This is a genomic window from Massilia forsythiae, from assembly GCF_012849555.1.
GTDB classification, from domain to species: domain Bacteria; phylum Pseudomonadota; class Gammaproteobacteria; order Burkholderiales; family Burkholderiaceae_D; genus Telluria; species Telluria forsythiae.
Genome location: NZ_CP051685.1, coordinates 4411569 through 4429674 on the forward strand (window position 1 = coordinate 4411569; position 18106 = coordinate 4429674).

13 protein-coding genes are annotated in these 18106 nt (G+C 71.4%); 5 read left to right on the forward strand and 8 right to left on the reverse strand.

Features of this window, described 5'->3' with window-relative positions; genetic code table 11:
- The first annotated feature begins 191 nt into the window (after window positions 1–191).
- Window positions 192–1559 carry an MBL fold metallo-hydrolase gene (locus HH212_RS18725; protein WP_170203880.1) on the forward strand — a complete coding sequence of 456 codons (1368 nt, stop codon included), beginning with the start codon at window positions 192–194 and terminating at the stop codon, window positions 1557–1559.
- Window positions 1560–1589: 30 nt separating this feature from the next.
- Here HH212_RS18725 and HH212_RS18730 read toward each other — a convergent pair whose 3' ends face one another.
- A complete protein-coding gene (locus HH212_RS18730; protein ID WP_170203882.1) occupies window positions 1590–2315 on the reverse strand; it encodes a hypothetical protein in 726 nt (241 codons plus the stop codon).
- Between the two features lie 128 nt (window positions 2316–2443).
- Between HH212_RS18730 and HH212_RS18735 the strand changes: the two genes are divergently transcribed.
- The 3 genes from HH212_RS18735 to HH212_RS18745 all read left to right on the forward strand — a co-directional run bounded on the left by HH212_RS18735 (window position 2444) and on the right by HH212_RS18745 (window position 5832).
- On the forward strand, window positions 2444–3610 hold the full coding sequence (locus HH212_RS18735) for a TGL-type protein-glutamine gamma-glutamyltransferase (protein ID WP_170203884.1): 1167 nt from the start codon (window positions 2444–2446) through the stop codon (window positions 3608–3610).
- A gap of 28 nt (window positions 3611–3638) precedes the next feature.
- The gene (locus HH212_RS18740; protein WP_170203885.1) at window positions 3639–4526 is read left to right on the forward strand and encodes a creatininase family protein; all 888 of its coding nucleotides are present in this window, start codon (window positions 3639–3641) and stop codon (window positions 4524–4526) included.
- A 76-nt stretch (window positions 4527–4602) separates the two neighbouring features.
- Window positions 4603–5832 (forward strand): YncE family protein, encoded by a 1230-nt coding sequence (locus tag HH212_RS18745; RefSeq protein ID WP_441295196.1) that lies wholly within the window; start codon window positions 4603–4605, stop codon window positions 5830–5832.
- Between the two features lie 28 nt (window positions 5833–5860).
- Here HH212_RS18745 and HH212_RS18750 read toward each other — a convergent pair whose 3' ends face one another.
- The gene (locus tag HH212_RS18750) at window positions 5861–6403 is read right to left on the reverse strand and encodes a hypothetical protein (protein WP_229217345.1); all 543 of its coding nucleotides are present in this window, start codon (window positions 6401–6403) and stop codon (window positions 5861–5863) included.
- A 211-nt stretch (window positions 6404–6614) separates the two neighbouring features.
- Here HH212_RS18750 and HH212_RS18755 point away from each other — a divergent pair, with 211 nt between their 5' ends.
- A complete protein-coding gene (locus HH212_RS18755) occupies window positions 6615–7127 on the forward strand; it encodes a type II secretion system protein (protein ID WP_170203887.1) in 513 nt (170 codons plus the stop codon).
- Window positions 7128–7176: 49 nt separating this feature from the next.
- Here the strand turns inward: HH212_RS18755 and HH212_RS18760 are convergent, their stop codons facing one another.
- From HH212_RS18760 to HH212_RS18785, 6 genes are read right to left on the reverse strand one after another with little or no spacing between them, the layout of a single operon-like run.
- A complete protein-coding gene (locus HH212_RS18760) occupies window positions 7177–8412 on the reverse strand; it encodes an XAC2610-related protein (protein ID WP_170203889.1) in 1236 nt (411 codons plus the stop codon).
- 26 nt (window positions 8413–8438) lie between these two features.
- The gene (locus HH212_RS18765; protein ID WP_170203891.1) at window positions 8439–9230 is read right to left on the reverse strand and encodes a DUF2135 domain-containing protein; all 792 of its coding nucleotides are present in this window, start codon (window positions 9228–9230) and stop codon (window positions 8439–8441) included.
- On the reverse strand, window positions 9227–11005 hold the full coding sequence (locus HH212_RS18770) for a DUF2300 domain-containing protein (RefSeq protein ID WP_229217346.1): 1779 nt from the start codon (window positions 11003–11005) through the stop codon (window positions 9227–9229). Before HH212_RS18770 ends, HH212_RS18765 begins: the two co-directional genes overlap by 4 nt.
- Window positions 11002–15684 (reverse strand): alpha-2-macroglobulin family protein, encoded by a 4683-nt coding sequence (locus HH212_RS18775; RefSeq protein WP_170203892.1) that lies wholly within the window; start codon window positions 15682–15684, stop codon window positions 11002–11004. The genes HH212_RS18770 and HH212_RS18775 overlap by 4 nt, the downstream gene beginning before the upstream one ends.
- Window positions 15684–16430, reverse strand: a complete 747-nt coding sequence (locus HH212_RS18780) for a DUF1175 family protein (RefSeq protein ID WP_170203894.1) — start codon at window positions 16428–16430, stop codon at window positions 15684–15686. Before HH212_RS18780 ends, HH212_RS18775 begins: the two co-directional genes overlap by 1 nt.
- Complete coding sequence (locus HH212_RS18785; RefSeq protein ID WP_170203896.1) at window positions 16412–17986, reverse strand: DUF2138 family protein; 1575 nt, start codon at window positions 17984–17986, stop codon at window positions 16412–16414. Before HH212_RS18785 ends, HH212_RS18780 begins: the two co-directional genes overlap by 19 nt.
- Window positions 17987–18106 lie beyond the last annotated feature (120 nt).

Here is an 18106-nt window from a genome sequence, read left to right on the forward strand (position 1 = left end):
CCCTGTGCATCAGGGCGAACCCCGTTTTACCATCGGCGCAAAGGATGAGCAAACGCCGGCAAGGGCGGCGGCGTCGATCGCGACAGTTTGGTGGCCACGGCGCGCCGCGTGCGGCGAAATCCTTGCCTTGAGAACTGGAGGCGGCATTGTCCGTGCAGGTTGTAGAATGCCGCCTTCGCCGCGAGACCACCATGACCCAGCCATTTCTCACCATTTCCCGCATCCTGCACGCCGGCTACGTGTTCGAATGCGACGGCGTCCGCATCGCCTTCGATACCATCTTCGAGAACCCGTTCAGCCGCAACTGCCACGCCTTTCCCGGCGTGCGCTTCGACACCGAGGCGATCCGCCGCCAGCGCTTCGACGCGGTGTTCATCTCGCACTTCCACGACGACCACTGCTCGCTCGACAGCCTGGACCTGCTCGACCGCGCCACGCCGATCCACATCTACTGCCTGTTCGACGAGCTGTTCGAGATGGTGCGCCGGCTGGGTTTTACCCATGTCCACCCGCTGCACCTGGACCGGACGGTGGCCGTCGGCCCGTTCCGGGTGACGCCGCGCGAAGCCATGGACGCCGAGGTCGACTCGATGTTCCAGGTGCGCGCGGCCGGCCTGAACGTGCTGAACGTGGTCGATTCCTGGATCGACGAAGGCACCCTGGCGCAACTGGTGCGCGAGGGGCCGTGGGACATGGTGCTGTGGCCGTTCCAGACCATGCGCGAGATCGAGGTGCTGGCGCCGTCGCGCGCCGCCGCCGTCCCGCCCACGCTGCCGGACGAATGGATCGAACAATTGCGGGCGCTGCGGCCGCGCCATGTGGTGCCGAGCTCGTGCCAGTTCCTGCAGGAGCCGTGGTCCTGGTACAACCGCGCCTTTTTTCCGATCTCGTACGCGCAATTCGCGCGCGAAGTGGGAGCGGCGCTGCCGGATGCGCAGGTGGTGCGGCTCGATCCGTCGGTGTCGGTGCGGCTTGACGGCGCGGGCTTGCGGCCGGCGCCGCCGCTGCCGTGGGTGGTCCCGCTCGGCCCGCAGGACGTCGACTACGCCTACGAAGGCAACGCCGCGCCGCCGCCGACCGCCGCCATCGCGCGCCATTTCCCGCCCCTGGGCGAAGCCGAGCGGGCGCGCGTGCTGGACTGGTGCCGCAGCGCGCTGCCGGGAAAATACGGCGAGACCGAGGCCGGCTGCGACTACTTCGAGCGGCCGCGCAACTGGCGCCTGTCCCTGTACGACCATCACGGCCGGGCGCTGCACCTGTGCTACCGCCTCGACGGCGATGCGGCGTTGCTGGAAGGGGAAGGGGAAGGGGAAGGCGAGGCGGACGCCCCGCTGGGCTGGACCACCGAAGTGCCGATCGCCAAGCTGTACGCGGCGCTGGAACTGGGCGAGTCGCTGACCTCGATGTACGTGCGCATCAACGACGCCGTGTTCGACGCCGCCACCGAACGCGACCTGGCCGATGCCGACGTGGTCGACGACCCGCTGGTGCGCTGCCTGTTCGGCGACACCTTCGGCGCCTACCAGGCGGCGCAGTTGAAGCGCCTGCTGGCGCGCTAGTCCACCCGAGCGCCGGCGCCGCGGGAACGGCTACTTGCCGAGCAGGCGCAGCGATGCTTCCCAGTCGGCCGCCCACGGCGCCAGGACCTCGTGCGACTGGAAGGCGCGCTTCAGCGGACCCAGCGGCACGCGGTAGGCGTCGTGCAGTCCCAGCGCCAGCGTGACCGGATTCCACAGCGCGTTGCGCTTCGACTTGCGTACGCTCGCTTTCACACGTGCGCCGTCGTCGCCGAACAGGCCGATGGCCTCGTCCAGCGCCTGCGCCAGGTCCAGCCGCGCCAGGCGCCCGAACGCCGCCAGCACGGCATCCTTGCCGATGCCGGCCTGCGATTCGGTGGCCGCAGGCCTGGCCGGCGCTTCGGCTGCCGGCGGCGCCTCGGCCGCGCGCTGCAGCTGCTCGGCCAGCCGCTCGATGTCCTTTTTCTGGAACCGCAGCGCCTCGAGCGGCCGCCGGAAACCCGGTTCCGGCAGGCGCACGGCGATCTTGTAGGCATCCTTGGTCAGCGTGATCAGCACGTCGCCGGCGCCGCCTGCCAGGCGCGCGATGTCGCCCTCGAAGAAGATCGGCGCCGCGTAGCCGCCGTTGGCCTCGCCGAACAAGTCGGCGTGGGCGGCGTCGTAATCCAGCCAGACATGGGGCGTCAACCCGTGCTCGAGCAGGCGCGCCAGGGTCCAGGGCGAACCGGTGCGCCGCGCCAGCCAGGCGCAGGTTTCGTCGGTGGTGGCGCGGAAGGGCAGGTCGGGAGCGGGCGTCATGGTGGCGGGTAGCGTGGCGGTGATCGAAGGCCGTCATTTTAATGCTGGCCTCATGGTTATGGTGTAACTTGACCCGCAGGGCAGACGCCGCCATCCAGCGCGTACCATATCGAGGATCGACTTTCACCGTGAATTCCGCTTGCTTTTCCGGCGACTTTCCCAGCGCCGCGCCGCCGCCGCGCGGCATCGAATTGCCTGGCGCCGATCCGGCCCAGGCCGGCCGCGTGCGCGACCTGCTCGATGCCCTGGCGCTGGGGCCGTACGTGGCCGAATCTGCGTCCGGCGCCGGCCACGCGTTCGCGCTGGCGGCCGGCGTCGCGCGCGACCTGGTCCCCGGCGGCGACACCATGCACCTGTGCCGCGACCTCGGGCTCGACAGCGCCGCCGGTTCGGCCGGCCTGGAGCGCGAGATCGTGCTGGCCATGCTGGCGGCGCCGCGCCCGCTGCGCTTTGCCAGCGCGTGCGAAGTCCTGGCGGCGCTGGCGATCCGCCGCAACACGGTGCTGGCCGCGCGCCGCACCCGGCTCGCCTTCGGCACCGCCGCCGTGGAGCGCCCGCCCAGCCACTGGACCTACGATCCCGGGCGCGGCTTCACCGTCCTGCCGGGCCGGCCGCTGGTCGAGGCATTGACGCTGGCCACCCAGCCGGGGGCGGGCGACGGCCGCCTGTACGGCTTTTCGTGCTACCGCGCCAGCGAATACGTGCTGCTGCTCGGGATCGCGCAGGAACTGGAACGGGTCAATCCGCCGCTGCTGGCGCGCCTGCAGCGGCAGTGGGAAACGCGCGCGATCCAGTCCGGGGCCTTCCACGACACCTTCCTGGACGAGTACGGATCGATCGACGCGCCGCTGCCGCTGCGCTATTACGTGCCGGGCGACCGGGTCTGGTTCCGCAATCCGGACGCGCGCTCTTCGGACGCGTCCGGCTACGAGGGATCGTGGGTCATCTACCTCGGCAATGGCGAGTTCGCCAATTTCTGGAAACAGGACCAGCCGTACACGTTCGAATCGAAGTGCGTCGAGATGTACCATTGGCGCGACGCCGTCTACCTGGATGCGGCGGGCGATGCGCGTATCGACGAGGCGGTGGTCGAGGCCAGGGTGCGCGAGACCATGGCCGACCCGCAGCGGCGGACGGCGGTGCTCGCGCGCATGGCGCGCCTGCGCGACGGACGCGGCGTCTACGCCGACGGCGGCTGCCTCGACCATTCGCGCGAGTCGGCGCGCAGCGTGTGTCCGGGCAGCGCCCGGATCGCGTTGCCGTCCGCCCGCGGAGCGCCGCATGCTCTACAATAGGCGGTCAAGCTTCCGAAAGATGGCACACATGCTTCACCCCCAGAATACACGGCGCCGTGCGGCGGCCGGCATCGCCTGCCTGGCAGCGCTGCTGGCGTCCGCGGCTGCCGTGGCTGCTGACGTGCCCGCCGCCGGCGCCGCGGCCAGCGTCTACCTCGAAGACCTGACCTCGCCCGAGCTGCGCGAGCGCATCGCCGCCGGCGCCGCTACCGTGCTGGTGCCGATCGGCGGCACCGAGCAGAGCGGGCCGCACCTCGCGCTCGGCAAGCACAACGCGCGCGCGCGCCTGCTGGCCGGACGCATCGCCCAGCGCCTGGGCGACGCCGTGGTGGCGCCGGTGGTCGCCTACGTCCCGGAAGGGTCGATCGCGCCGCCGGCCGGGCACATGCGCTTCGCCGGCACCCTCTCCATCCCGGACGCCGCCTTCGAGGCGCTGCTGGAAGGGACCGCGCGCAGCCTCTGTGCACATGGCGTGCGCGACGTGTTCTTCCTGGGCGACCACGGCGGCTACCAGAAGAACGAGGAGAGGGCCGCGGCGCGCGCCAACAAGGCCCTGGACAGCGGCTGCCGCGTGCATGCGCTGCCGGATTACTACCAGGCCACGCAGGACGCCTACGTCGCCGACCTGAAGCGGCGCGGCTACGGCGACGCCGAGATCGGCCTGCACGCCGGCCTGGCCGACACCAGCCTGAGCCTGGCGCTCGACCCGGCCCAGGTGCGCACTGGCCTGCTGGCGGCCGGCGCCAGGGCCGGCGCGGCCGGCGGCGTGCGCGGCGACCCGACCCGCGCCAGCGCGGCGCTGGGCCAGCTCGGCGTGGCGCGCATCGTCGACGCCTCGGTCGCCGCCATCCGCGCCGCGCGCCAGTCCGGGGCGCGCCAGTCCGGGCCTGTCCAGAAACCATCCAAGCAACAGTAGAGAATCCATCGTGCGATACAAGAAAACAGCCGGCGCCGTCCTGATCCTGGCCATCGTGGCCGGCGGCGCCATCGCCATGCGCGGCAAGGTCGCGCCCCTGTCCGCCTCCCGGGCCGGCGTCGATGCCAAGGGCAAGCCGGACGCCGTGCTGGTCCCGGCAGTCAAGGCCGTCCCAGGCATGCCGCCGGTGGTCGACCCGAGCAACGTCTACAGCGAGATCGGCCCCACCCACCTGAGCCCGGCCGTGCGCGGCGACTTGCAGCGCGTGTACGTGCCCAACCTGCGCACCAACGACGTCAGCGTGATCGACCCGGTGGCGATGAAGGTGGTCGACCGCTTCAAGGTGGGCTATGGCCCGCAGCACGTGATTCCCGGCTGGGACCTGCGCACGCTGTGGGTCGCCAACAACGCCGAGCGCCGCAACGACGGCAGCCTGACGCCGATCGACCCGGCCACCGGCAAGCCGGGCCCGTCGGTGCCGGTCGACGACCCCTACAACATGTACTTCACGCCGGACGGCAAGTCGGCGATCGTGGTGGCCGAGGCACGCCACCGCCTCGATTTCCGCGATCCGCACACGATGGCGATGCAGTACGCGATCGACGTGCCGCAATGCGGCGGCATCAACCACGCCGAATTCTCGATGGACGGCCGCTACGCGCTGTTCACCTGCGAATTCGACGGCAGCCTGGCCAAGATCGACCTGGCCGAGCGCAAGGTGCTGGGCTACCTGAAGCTGAACATGCCGTCCACGCGCCTGAAGGAAGGCAACGGCACGCCCGGCATCCCGGGCGCCGACGAGGTGTGTTCGTCGAAGAAGGGCATGCCGCAGGACGTGCGCATGTCGCCGGACGGCAAGCGCTACTACATCGCCGACATGGAAGCGGACGGCGTGCACGTGGTCGACGGCGACGCCATGCGCCAGATCGGCTTCATCCCGGCCGGCCTCGGCACCCACGGCCTGTACCCGAGCCGCGACGGCAAGTTCCTGTACATCGCCAACCGCGGCACCCACCGCATCCACGGCAAGCGCAAGGGACCCGGCAGCGTGGCCGTGCTCGACTTCGCCACCGGGCAGATCGTCAAGCGCTGGACGGTGCCGGGCGGCGGCAGCCCGGACATGGGCAACGTCAGCGCCGACGGCAAGTGGCTGTGGCTGTCGGGCCGCTTCGACGACGTGGTCTACCGCTTCGACACGACCAGCGGCGAGGTGCGCCAGATCGCGGTCGGCGGCGAGCCGCACGGCCTGACCGTGTGGCCGCAGCCGGGCCGCTATTCGCTCGGCCACACCGGCAACCTGCGCTAGCGCGGCAGCCGGCCCGCCGGCGCGATCCTCAATCGCGCTGCATTCCCTGCGCCATGTGGCCCAGCGCCACCGCCAGGACGGCGCCGCCCAGGCCTTTCACCAGGCCGGGATGCTGGGCATAGAAGTCGTCCATGCGGTCGACCACGCTCGGGTCGTGCCGTTCGGCCTGCTCGGCGATCTGGCGCACCTGCTCCGGCGTCATCTGCGAGGCCTGCTCGGGCGTGATCTGCGGCGCCTGCTGTGGCGTCGCGCCCGCGCCGCCGCCGAACAGGTTGCCCAGGCTGCCGCCGAGGGCACCGCCGGCCAGCGAGGACAGCACGCCGGGGCCGATGCTGCCGAGGATCTGGTTGAGCATGCCGGCGCGCTGGTTCGGATCGCTGTTGCCGAACAACTGCGCCGCCATCTGCGCGAACGGCGGCGTCTGGTCCGAGCGGAATGCCTGTCCCAGGCCCTGCGCCAGCTGCCCTTGCGGCACCGACTGGGCCACCTGGTCGAAATGCCGGTCGGCCTGCTCCGCGCTGGCGCCGCCGCCGGTGAACTGCTGCAATAAGCTGCCTAGATCGAATGACATGCCATCTCCTTTACGGTGGGGATCGTTGACATTTCAATATACAGCAGGCGTCCGGAAATGGCGTTTTCGATACCCGGCCGCCATGGCCGCGGCGAATCGCCGGGATGTCGCCAGGTATGACTCGATTCAATCAGACAAGATAAATATTGCAAATATGTTATCTTGGCGATGTCAATCCAACCTCAACCCATTGCCCGCGAAACGATCTTCCATGCCCACCACCCTGCGCAGCGCACGGCGCCAAGCCGGCTTCACCCTGATCGAGATGGTCGCGGCGACGGCCGCCATCGGCGTGCTGACGGCGGCCGTCCTGCCCAAGGTGACGGCGCTGGGCGGCGCCGCCCGCGAGGCGTCGATGCAGGCGGCGGGCGGCGCGCTGATGACCGTGGCCGCCACGGCCCATGGCCGCTTCCTGGTCCACGGCGGCGCGGCGCAGGCGCTGGAAGACGTGACGGTGCCGCTCGTATACGGCTATCCCGCCGCGGTGCCGGCCACGGCCGCCGCCGCCGGCCTGGCAAAGGGCTATACCGTTTATACCGACGTGTCCGCGCCGACGGACACCACGCCCGCCGTGGCGGCGGGGACGATGTCCCTGGTGCACAACAGCATCGCCGGCACGCCGAGGGCGGTGCGCTGCTACCTGGTGTATACGCAAAGCCCCGGACCGGAGAGTCCGCCGCAGGTGGCAGCCGGCGGCAATACCACGCCCGGCAACTGCGCCTGAAGCGTGTCCTTGCGTGTCGCAGCGAGCACGTTGCCGCAGGGCCGCGCGGTCACGGCCGGGTCGCGCTGCAAGGCTGCTCGGGATCGTTTTGGATGACGATGCGCCGGATCGTGCCAGCGGAGAAGAAAGGCACTTCCGGGCACCACTGCCCGCCGGCGGCGCCTGCCACCTGTTTCCAGCGCGTGGTTTCCGTACGTACGCGGCGCTGCTTTCCAGCCGGGTCGGTTTCCCATATGTCGATCGCAGGTTCCGGCGACATGACCAGCCTGGACTCGCAGTTGCTGAAATCGTCGAACGTCAGCGACAGGCGTTCGCCACGCCGTTCCACCCGGTCCGGATAGTCGATACGTCCATCCTGGTAGGCAGGGATGACGTAGCAATACAATCGGCGCCGCCCGGCCAGCACCGGCAGCCACCTGCTCGTTTCGCGTCCGCTTTCGCGCAGCGCATTGCCGTGCCAGCGGTAGGTCGTCACGCCATGCTCGCAGCAGCCGTTACGCCATTGCGACACGATGGTCTTGTGGGTGGCATCGAATTCGGGCGAGGTGATGGCCTGCAAGGCGGGTGGTGCATCCACGAAGCGTCCGCGCGCGGCGTCGTACAGCCAGGTCCGATGGGGGATGTTGGGACCGGCGGGCGTGGCGGTGGCAATCGTCAGGTCGGGCCATCCGTCGAAGTTGGCGTCGACGATGGCCGGTACGAACAGGCGGCAACCATCTTGCGCGTCGGTAGGCAGCGTCTGGACCGGCTTGCCGTTCCGGTACAGCCGGATGGCCGAGACACGCGGCTCGTCGTCGCAGTCGCCGGCATCGGCAGGCAGCGAGCTGGCGACCAGGCGCATCTGGAATGGAAACGCGGGTTGCGCGTGCAGCCGCAGCGGCAGGACGCGTTTTCCTTCCGGCGAGCGCCAGCTGCCCACCAGGTCCTGGTTTTCCAGCGCGACGCTCCAGCGGCCGGTCGGCGCCGCCGGTCGACGCGAGCGTTGGTCGCGTTCGACCAGTTCGATCCTGTCCCGTACCAGCTTGCCGTCGAGTTGCAGCTGCAAGGGCGCGTTCTCCGAACACGCGCCGTAGCAGTACCGGCCGGACAGGCGGGTATCGATCAGTTCCAGGTTCACCTGGACGTCCTTGTCGCCCAGCTTGCCGGAAAACACGCGGTTCCAGGCCGAGATTTCCACTTCGCCCTTCTTGCCCTCGGCGGCGGCCGTGGAAGCGGGCGCCACCGCCAGGCAAGCAAGGACCAGCATCCATGGCAGACAGTTGCGGCGCGGGCGCGGCGCCGACATGTCCGATCGTGCCGCCGCCTGCGCGCTCATGGGAACACGAACGACTTCACCAGCGTCAGCTCGCCGGCCGCGCGCATCGGCACCTGGAACACCTGGCGTTTTTCGCGCGGGGTGTTTTCGTTGGTGATGATCGCCACCTGCGCCACCGTCAGCGCCGAGGTGTCCTGGCCGCTGCCGAAGTAGTTCACGTAGACGTGGTACAGGCCCCTGGCCGGCGCCGCGCTGGAAAAGATCTCGGGGCCGTAGCCGGTGGTGACGTCGACGTCGAGCGCGCCGCCGTTCGGCATCACGCGGTTGCCGTACCAGGCGTGGCCGCCGTCCGGCGACACCACGTGCAGGTCGAGGTCGGTGCCGGGCGTGTCCCACGACAGCACCACGCGCAGGCGCGCCTGGGTCTTGCCCTGGTAGACGTCGTAGAACTGGGCGCGCGCGCGGTTCTTGCCGTCGGGCGCGCGCACCTCGACCCCGTTGGCGCCGCTGCCGAAGCCGTAGGGGCGGGCGAAGCTGCCGTCCTCGTTCACCTGCAGCGGCATGGCGGTGCCGTTCACCACCAGCGTGGCCGGCTTGTCCTTGGGCGCGCCGGCGATGCGGCCGCGGATCTGCGCGGTCTCGCTCTGGCCCGGCTGCAGGTTCACCGAGGATGCCGGGTAGTTCACGCCCTGCGTGTACTGTTCCGCGGCGCCGGCCGAATTGCGCCAGCCGCCGGCGGGGGCGTCGATTCGCACCTGCGCGTGCGCCGGCGCGTGCGCGCCCGCGGCCAGCAGGCAGGCGATGCCGCACAGTGCATGGCGGCGCAGTTTGTCGATGAGGCGTTTCACAGGCTCTCCAGGTTCAGGTCGACCAGCCGGCGCGCGGTCTGTTCCACGTAGGCCTCGTCCTGTCCGCGCGGATGGCCGCGCAGGGCGATGTGGACGTATTCGTGGGCCAGCGTGATGCGGTCCTCGCGGCCGGACAGGGGGCGCATGAAGATGCGGTTGCGCGATTGTTCGGAATAGGGCGCGCCCAGCGCCAGCTCGCATACGCTGGGCAGCTGCGCCGGCCGTTCGTAGCCCGGCTGGCTGCGCAGCAGGCGTTCCCAGCGCGGCAGCATGGCGGCCAGCCAGTCTTCGTTGCCGTGCAGGCGTCGGCAACTGCGCCCGCCGGCGCCGTCCACCGTCAGCACGGCGCCGGGGTAGGCGCGCGCCAGGATGGCGTCGAACGGGCGGCCGGCGCGCGCCTGCGCCAGCGCATCGCTCCAGGCCAGCACGTTCGGTCCGGGCGTCGTGCCGTGGTAGCGCACGGCGGGGCCGTCGACCACCAGGCGGTCGGTCCAGCGCGCCACCGCCAGCGCCGCCGGCGACGGCAGGTCCGGCCCCACGCGCTGGGCGGCGCTGCTGTCGGCGATGCGCCGGCACGAGCCTTCCGGGCGCGCGTTCTGGCGCAGGTAGCTGCGCGCGGCGATCGCCAGCGCCTTGGCCGCTTCCGGCTCGGCCGCGCCGCCCTCGCGTTCGAGCACGCGCGCCACGTAGTCGTTGACGCCGAAGCGTCCCTGCAGCAGAGGATGGCCGCCGGGACCGCGCGCCAGCGTCATGCCGTCGGCGCGGAAGGCCAGCCGCTGGCCGTTCTCGAACAGCGCCACATGGCGTCCGGCCAGCGGGCCGGGCCGCGCCGGTCCGGCCGGGCCGGTGACGCTGCGCAGCGGATAGCGCGCGAAGAAATCCACCACCACGCAGCCGGCATCGGCCGGCGCGGCGCCGGCGGCATCCGCCGCGGCGACGGGCGGCGGCAGCGCCGCGGCCAGCTGCGGCGCCCAGCCGCGCAGGATGGCGGCGCTGGTGCCGGCGCCGGCGAACCACACCGGGGTGCCGTCGGCCAGCCAGCCGGCGGCGCCGCCCAGCGGCGCGCGCGGATGCCCGGGTTCGTGCCAGGAAAACGTCTTCACGCGCAGGCGGCTGCCGAACCAGCGCACCGTGTCGGCGCCGCGCCCGTCCAGCACCACGCGCAGCAGCGCCGCTTCGGCATCGGCACGGCTGGCCGGCGGCAGGCTGGCCAGTGCGCGCAGCAGGCTGTCCAGGCGCACCGTGCGCTCCGGCGTCAACAGCGCCGGGTCGGCCAGCCAGGCGAATTGCCCGGCGGGCGCCGCGCCGAGGCGACGCGTCCAGTAGCGCCGCCAGGGGTCGCGCGCCAGCATCAGCCGGGCGGGGGAAAAGAACAGGCCGCAGGATTGCGCCAGCGCGGCGTCGCGGTCGATGCTGGCGCCCGCTTCGCAGCAATACACTTCGTCGGGCACATGCCCGCCGCAGCGGTAGTCCGGCATCGGCAGGCCGCTGTCGGCCGCGTACACGTAGACGAACAGTTTCCACAGGCTGCCCAGCGGCACCGGGCGCGCGCCGGCGGCGGCCGGCGCGGAGGCGTGCACCGACGCGGAGGGCGGCCGCGCGCCCTGGTGCAGCTGCAGCGCGGCGACCTCGCCGCCGCGCAGCCAGGCCAGGTCCAGCGTGGCCGCCGCCGGCTGCGCGCACGCCGCCGCCAGCAGGCACGCCGCCGCCAGCGCGCGCGCGCGTGGACGCCATGGGCGCCGCGGCGGCGCGCGGAGCGGACCCGATCGCATCATTCCACCGCTAGCTGGCGCATGGTCTTGCCGCCATCCTCGAAGGCTTTCTGGTCCGGCTGGTACATGCGGTAGAAGCGCGCCGGCGGCAGCACGTAGCGGCCTTTCTGGGCGAAGCGCAGCAGGTGGCGCACGGTGACCGTTTCCGCCAGGGCGTCCACCGGCACCGCGTAGCCGTCGCGCCGCTCGACGTGGCGCGCCCGTTCCAGCGCCACCGGTTCCTTGCCGCCCAGGAGCTTGATGCCCCAGGTGCTGCCTTCGACCGTGGCACCCGGCGGCAGCGCCACTTCCAGCAGGCCGAAGCGGTAGTTGGCATTGGCGGGCGGCTTGAGCGTGATCTCGTCCATGTACAGTTCGTCGGTGCGCAGCGCCTCGCCGGCCTTGACCGGCTCGGTGCGGTAGCCGTCCTTGTCGCGCTGCATGCGCAGGATGCGCCGCTCCACGCCCACCGGCAGCGATTGCGCTTCCGGCGCGCGGCTCTCGTACTCGACCACGGCCAGCGTGGCGGGCAGCGCTGCCTGCGCCAGGCGCAGGCGCTCCGGCACGCCCTTGCCGTTCCAGCGCCAGGCCGGCAGCCCGGTGCGGGTGTCCTGGCGGCGCCAGTCGCCGTCCAGCGCGGCCTCCGCCAGGCCGGCCGGCTGGGCGCCGCCCAGCTTCTTCTGCAGCCAGACCAGCGTCAGCGCGCGGTCCACGGTCGGCATCTCGGCGCGCACCGCGGCCAGGATGGCATCGGCGCGGGTGACGGGCAGCTGGCCGCCCAGCACCAGCAGTGCCTGCGCCACCGGCGCCGGGCTGGCCAGCAGCGCCTGGCGCGCCGCGTCGACCTGTTGCTGCAGCGGCGCCGGCAGCGTGGCGCCGTTCTGCGCCGCCACCAGGCCCAGCAGCGCCAGGCCCATGGCGTCGGCATTTGCGCCGGCCGCCTTGCCGGCCGCCTGCTCCTGCACCGCGCCCAGCACCAGCGAGGCGTTGGCGGAGGCCCGGCCGCGCTGGTTGCCCAGCACCGTTTTCGCCTGTTCGTCGACCAGGCCGGCCGCCAGCGTCTGGGTCGGCAAGTCCATCTCGTGCGCCAGCCACAGTACCAGCGCGCGGTCCAGCAGCGGCTGCTTGAGGCCGTGTTCCTGGTACACCGCCAGCACGTTGTTCCAGTGCTCGGGCGGCAGCTCGATGCGCAGCGCGCGCGCGGCGAGCCAGTCGGCGTAGTAGGCGTAGGCGGTCATCAGGGCGTCGCCGCGGGTGCCGTTGCCCCACCAGCCGAAGGTCGCCTGCGGCCCGGCCATCGCCACCAGGCGCAGGCGCTGCGACTGCAGCATGGCGCCCAGGCGGCCGCGCACCGCCAGCGCCGCCGGCGCATTCGTCGAACCCGCGTTGCCGACGCTCTGCAGCGCCATGGCCAGCGGAATCAGGCGGCTCGCCGTCTGTTCGACGCAGCCGTACGGGTAGGCGATCAGGTCGTCGACGATGCGCGCGAAGTGGCCGGCGGCGTCGGACGCGAACGTCACGCGCACGTCGCGCGCGTCCGCCGGCAGCTGCAGCGCGGTGTCCTGGCCGGCCAGCGGCAGCACCTGCGTGCGCGTGCCGCTCCAGCCGGCCGGCAGCGTGGCCAGCGGGGTGTCGAGGGCGTCCACCAGGCGCCCGTCCTGGCGCACTTCCAGGCGCAGCGCGCCGGCGTTGGGCGGCAGCGCGAACTCGGCATAGTTCACGCCGGGCTTGGCGGCGACGTTCAGCGCCTGCGGCTGCGGCCCGCCCAGCAGCGTCAATGCCAGCGCCTGCTCCTTGCCGCTCTGGTTGAACAGCGCCACGCTGGCGCGCGGGGCGTCGCCGGCGCGCATCCAGTCGGGCGCGGTCCACTTGGCATAAAAGGCCTTGTCCGAGCGCAGGTAAGCGGTGCGCTGGCCGACCCGGCCCTGGGCGTCCATGGCGCGCCCGGTGATGCGCCAGCGGGTGAGGGCGTCCGGCATGGTGAAGCTGACGCGCGCGCGGCCGCTGGCATCGGTGCGCAGGGACGGCGCCCACAGCGCGGTGTCGACGTCGTCGCGGCGCGGCCGCTCCAGCACCTTCACCCCGCGCTCGTTGTAGTTGTGGCGCGCCGGCGCCGCGTCGCCGCGGCCCTGCGCCACGTCGTAGCTGATGAACGACAGGCTAGCGGTGGTGCGCACGTTGTTGCGGCGCGGGTGGTAGAAGAAATCGTCGATGGGCGGCGCGATCTCCGGCTGCAGCACATAGATCATCTCGTCCACCACGCCCAGCGTCACCAGGGTCGACACCGGCTTGCCGTCCAGCTGCGCGCTGACGTCGAGCGTGACTTTTTCGCCCGGCTGGTAGACGTCCTTGTCGGCCTTGAACTGCAGCGCGATGCGCGGCTCGGCGATCTGCAGGCCGGCGTTCTCGAACACGAAGTCGCCACGGCGCACGCTGGCCACCGAGAACGTCATGTTGGGACCGTAGTCCTCGCGCACCGGAATGCGCACGCGCCACTGGCGCGGCGCCACCCGCTGCGCGCTGAACCAGTCGGCGCCGCCGGTGACCAGGCCGTGGTGCTCGACCTTGTCGCGCTCCAGCGTCACCAGCGCCTGGTCGGCCGGTTCCGAAAACGTGACCAGGGCCTCGGCGGTATCGCCCACCGCATAGCGGGCGCGGTCCAGCACGATCTCGATGCTGCCCGGCGTGGTCCTGACGCCGTCGCCGCTGACCCAGTGGCTGGCGGCCGCCACCAGGTTGCCGCGCGCGTCGCGCAGCGACAGCTGGTAGGAACCGGCCTGCGGGAAGCTCACGTCCCAGCCGCGCGCGGCCGGGTCGAAGTCGCCGGCGGTCCTGGTCTGGGTTTCCAGACGCACCATCTCCCAGCGCGTCGGGCGTGCGGCGGCGGCTGCGGCTGCGGCCGCGTTCGTGCTCGTGGATGGCGGCGCCGCGTTCTCCGGCACCAGGTCGAAATGCACGCGCTGGCCGGGGTCGGAGAACTGGCGCGCGGCGCTCAAGCGGTAGCTGGCGGACGCGCGCTCGATCAGCAGTTCGCGCGTGGTCTTGACGCGGTAGGCGGCGCCGTCGGTGGCCAGCAGGGTGACGATGTAACGCGACGGCTGGGTGGCGGCGGGCAGCGTGAAGTCGACGTTGCCGTCGTTGTCGGTCGTGAGTTCCTGGGTCTTCAGCTCCACCGGGAACAGGCCGCCGTAGCGCAGCTCGCCCTCGACCATGGTGTTCTGCTGGCTGCGCAGCGACAGCGCCACGGCGGCGCGCCGCACCGGCTTGCCGTCCGGGTAGCGCAGCGCGATGCTGCCCTTCACCGTCTCGCCGGTCTTGAACTCGGGCTTGGCGGGACGCACGTCGATCTCGAAGTGAGGCTTGACGTATTCGGCCACCCGGAAGGCGGCGCCGTAGGTGCCGTCCTGGTAGCTGAAGCGCAGTTCGTAGCCGCCGGCGCCGGCGCTCTCCGGCAGGCGGAAGCGCGCCTCGCTGCCGCTGTCCGGCGACAGTTGCAGGCGCTGCGTCAGCACCGGGGTGCCGTTCGGGTCGATCACGCTGAGCTCGACCGGGCCGGCGGCGGCCGGCTGCGACACCCGCGCCGACTTGAAGTCGCGCGCCAGGAACTTGACGTTGACCTCGTCGCCCGGCCGGTACAGCGGCCGGTCGGTAACGGCGTACACCTTGGTGTTGTAGATCTCGCTGTCGTAGTAGTAATTCTCCGAGACGAACACGCCGCCCTGCTTGTCCTCGCCGATCACGTAGGTGTGTTCCGGGCTGCCGCGCTCGAACACGGCGATGCCGGCGGCGTCGGTGGCGCCCGATTGCAGGATGCCGGTGCCGTCGCTCCAGGCCAGGCGCGTGCCCGCCACCGCGGCGCCGTTGTCGCGGCGCGCGCTCCACACCAGCATCTGGTTGGACGACACCTTGGTCACCGCCATGGTGTCCGAGACGAACACCAGCGTGGTGGCGCGGTGCTCGCCGATGATGGCTTCCACCAGGTACAGGCCCGGCTTGCGCTGGCCGACCGGGATCATGAGGTTGCCGCCGCCGGACGGCAGGAAATCGCTGCTGGAGCCTTCCAGCTTGACGCCCTTGGGCGGCTCGATCGGCCTGGCCTGCCAGACCGGATAGCGGAAGCTGTCCACCATCTCGAAGCCTTTCAAGGGCTTGTATTGCGGATGGTGCGCGAACACGGTGGGGCGGCCGATGGCGTCGTCGGTCCGCAGCGCCGGATGGGTCTCGGTGACGGCGCGGCGGGCGTCGCCGGTGAAGATGCGGCGCCACAGCAGGCGCGACTTCTTCCACCAGCTGTCCCACAGGTAGCGCAGCGTGTTGGCCAGGCCTTCGCCCTGGTAGTTGCCGGCCACCTCGATGCGGTGCAGGTTGCGCTGCTTCTTCAGGAACTCCAGCGGCTGCGGCACGCGGTAGACCACGATGTCGACGCCGGAATAGGCTTCCAGGCTGGCGCGCGCCATGTCGCGTCCCGGCACTTCCAGGCGCACGCTGGCGACCTCGTTGCTGCCGCGGGTGGCGTCGGACAGCAGGAAGAAGGGCTCGCCCTTGAAGGTGGTATAGCCGCTCGGCTGCTCCCAGGGAATCGGATCGGCGGCGCCGGCGCTGCCCGGCAGGGCCGCCAGCGCAAGCACGGCTGACAGCGCGACCGCCAGCGCCATGGCCAGCGCCGCTCCCGGCTGGCGCGCGCGCCGTGCCAGGCCAGGCATCAAGCCAGAAACGAGAGCCGATACACGCCGGCGAAATTCGGATTGTCGGGCGTTGGTTGCCACCGCGTGTCCTTCCAGTTCATGAGTTGTCGAATGCCGACGGTGCGCAGGCCGTTGTCGCCCGGCGCGACCGTGCCGGTGTGGTAGGCGATCGAGGCGCCCATCCATACCATCAGGTGTTGTTCCGTGCCCTGGTCGTAGAACAGCAGGTCGCCGGGGCGGGCGGCGTTGACCTCGCGCCCGACGGGGCGGCTGTTGTGCTGCACCAGCGCCAGCGCGGTGACGAAGTGGCCGACCGTGCCGCCGGTCTGCACCCAGCGGTTGCGCAGCAGCGCCTGCTGCGGACCGAGGTCGAGCTCGGGCGGCAGGCTGGCGTCGGTGCGCATGCCGTTGGCGCGCATCCACCTGGCGTCGTGCGGGCTGAGCGCCTCGGTGACGGCGAAGCGCACCAGGCCGGCGCAGTCGCGGTGCTGCCAGCGCGGATTCGGCCCGCGCGCGACCTGGTCGCGCACGATGCGCACCATCCAGGCCTGGAACGCGCGGCTCTGCTCGACGCTCAGGCGCGGCTGGGTGCCGGGCAGCTCCTTCAGCGCGGCGGCCGGCGGCGCCAGTGCGCCCAGGCCGGCGCCGCCGGCCGCCAGCGCCAGCAGCTTCAGACAGGCGCGCCGTCCGGGCTGGACGCACCCTTGCCGCGGCGCCGGTGCGCGATCCGGCCGGCGCCCGCCGCTCACCGCGCCGCCTGCCATTCCAGCGGTTCCCACACCACGCCGGACGCCGGCAGGCTTTTGACTACCATGCGGTAGGGCGGATAGGTGCGCAGCGCGGCCAGGCGCGGCAGCAGGTGCGCCTCGGCGGCGCCGCGCAGCACCGGTTCGCTGGCCGCCGGCAACGCCTCGAAGGCTTCCTTCTGCGCCAGCTGCGCCAGCGCGGCGGTGTCGATCAAGCCGACCGTGCGCGGCGCATCCGGCAGGCGGTCGGCGGCGGCCGGTGCCTGGCGCCGCTTCACCGCCAGCACCGCATCGACCAGCTTGCGGTCGGCCGAGAACACCAGCGTGCCGTTGCCGACGGCCAGCGTCGGCGTCAGCTTGCCCTGCGGCGTGTCGATCGTGCGTTCCCAGCGCTGCACGCCGCCGGCGGCGCTGTAGGCCGGGGTGCCGCCGACCAGCGCGCCGAACAGGCTGGCCAGCAGGTCGTTGTCGCCGCTGTGCGTGTAGTTGGCGACGAACACCGGCGTGTACAGGCGCGACGTGCCGTACCAGCAGGCGGCGGCCGGCCCGTCGAAGCGCGCCACCAGCTGCGGCAGCGCGCTGCCGCCCTTGGCGCCCAGGCGTTCCAGCACCGGCTTCATGGCGTTCCAGTCGGCCGGTACGCTGAAGCAGGCACTCGGGTTGTACGGCAGCACGCCCCACAGCGCGCGGTTGTCGTAGCCGCCGGCGCGCAGGCGGTTGCCGTCCACCAGCACCTGCGACTGCCAGCGGCCGTTGCTGAAATCGAAGCGCAGCGCCTGCAGCGCGCCGAAGAACGGCTGGTAGCCAAATGACAGCCAATCGGCCTTGACCGCCACGCTGTGGCCGGCCGGGATGCCCGGCGCCAGGTGGAACTGGCCGTGGAACACGTCCTGGTCGGCGCGCTTGGCCGCCAGCAGCTTGATGACCACCGCGCGCGCATCCTTGTCCTCGCGCTTGCCGTCGTCGCCGCCGTACAGCATGCCCGGATGCGACAGGATCACCATGCGCTCGCCGTGCGCCGCGATCAGGAGCGTCTGCCCGTAGGCGTAGTCGAGCGCGTACACCTGCACGCTGTCGCCGTCCACGCGCAGCTTGCCGGCCACGCGCAGCTGGCTGTCCTTCAATGCCACCTTGCCGGCTTCTTCCAGCAGGCGCGCCAGCTTGCCGCGCGAGACCGCGATGGCGTAGTGGCGCAGCGCGCCATTGCCGTCGCGCCACAGCGCCACCTCGGCCGGCTCGTCCAGCACGCTGCGGATCAGGCGGTCGCCCCAGCCCAGGTCGTGCTCGTAGGCGATGCGGCGCAGCGTGCCCTTCAAGCCGAGACGGTCTTCGCTCTGCTCGTAGTAGAACACGAAGTCTTCGCGCAGCACGTCGCGCGCCAGCGGAATGGTGAGCAAATCGCGCGGCAGCGCCGCCAGGCTGCGCGTAAGCACCAGCGCGTCCGGCCTGGCCAGGTCCAGGTGGAGGCCGTTGACCGGCCCCAGGTGGCCCCAGCCGAACACGCGCCAGGCGGCCACGGCGCCGACGCACACGACGGCGGCGATCAGCGAGCCGCGCAGCACGTTTCTTTTCATGTCGGGAAGGAAGAGAACAAAGTATCGATGATAAAACTTAACAGGAAGCTATTGCTATATGATACATCTTGACGTGGCTCAATCCTAACCAAACTGCAACGCAAAACAGTGCGGAATGTG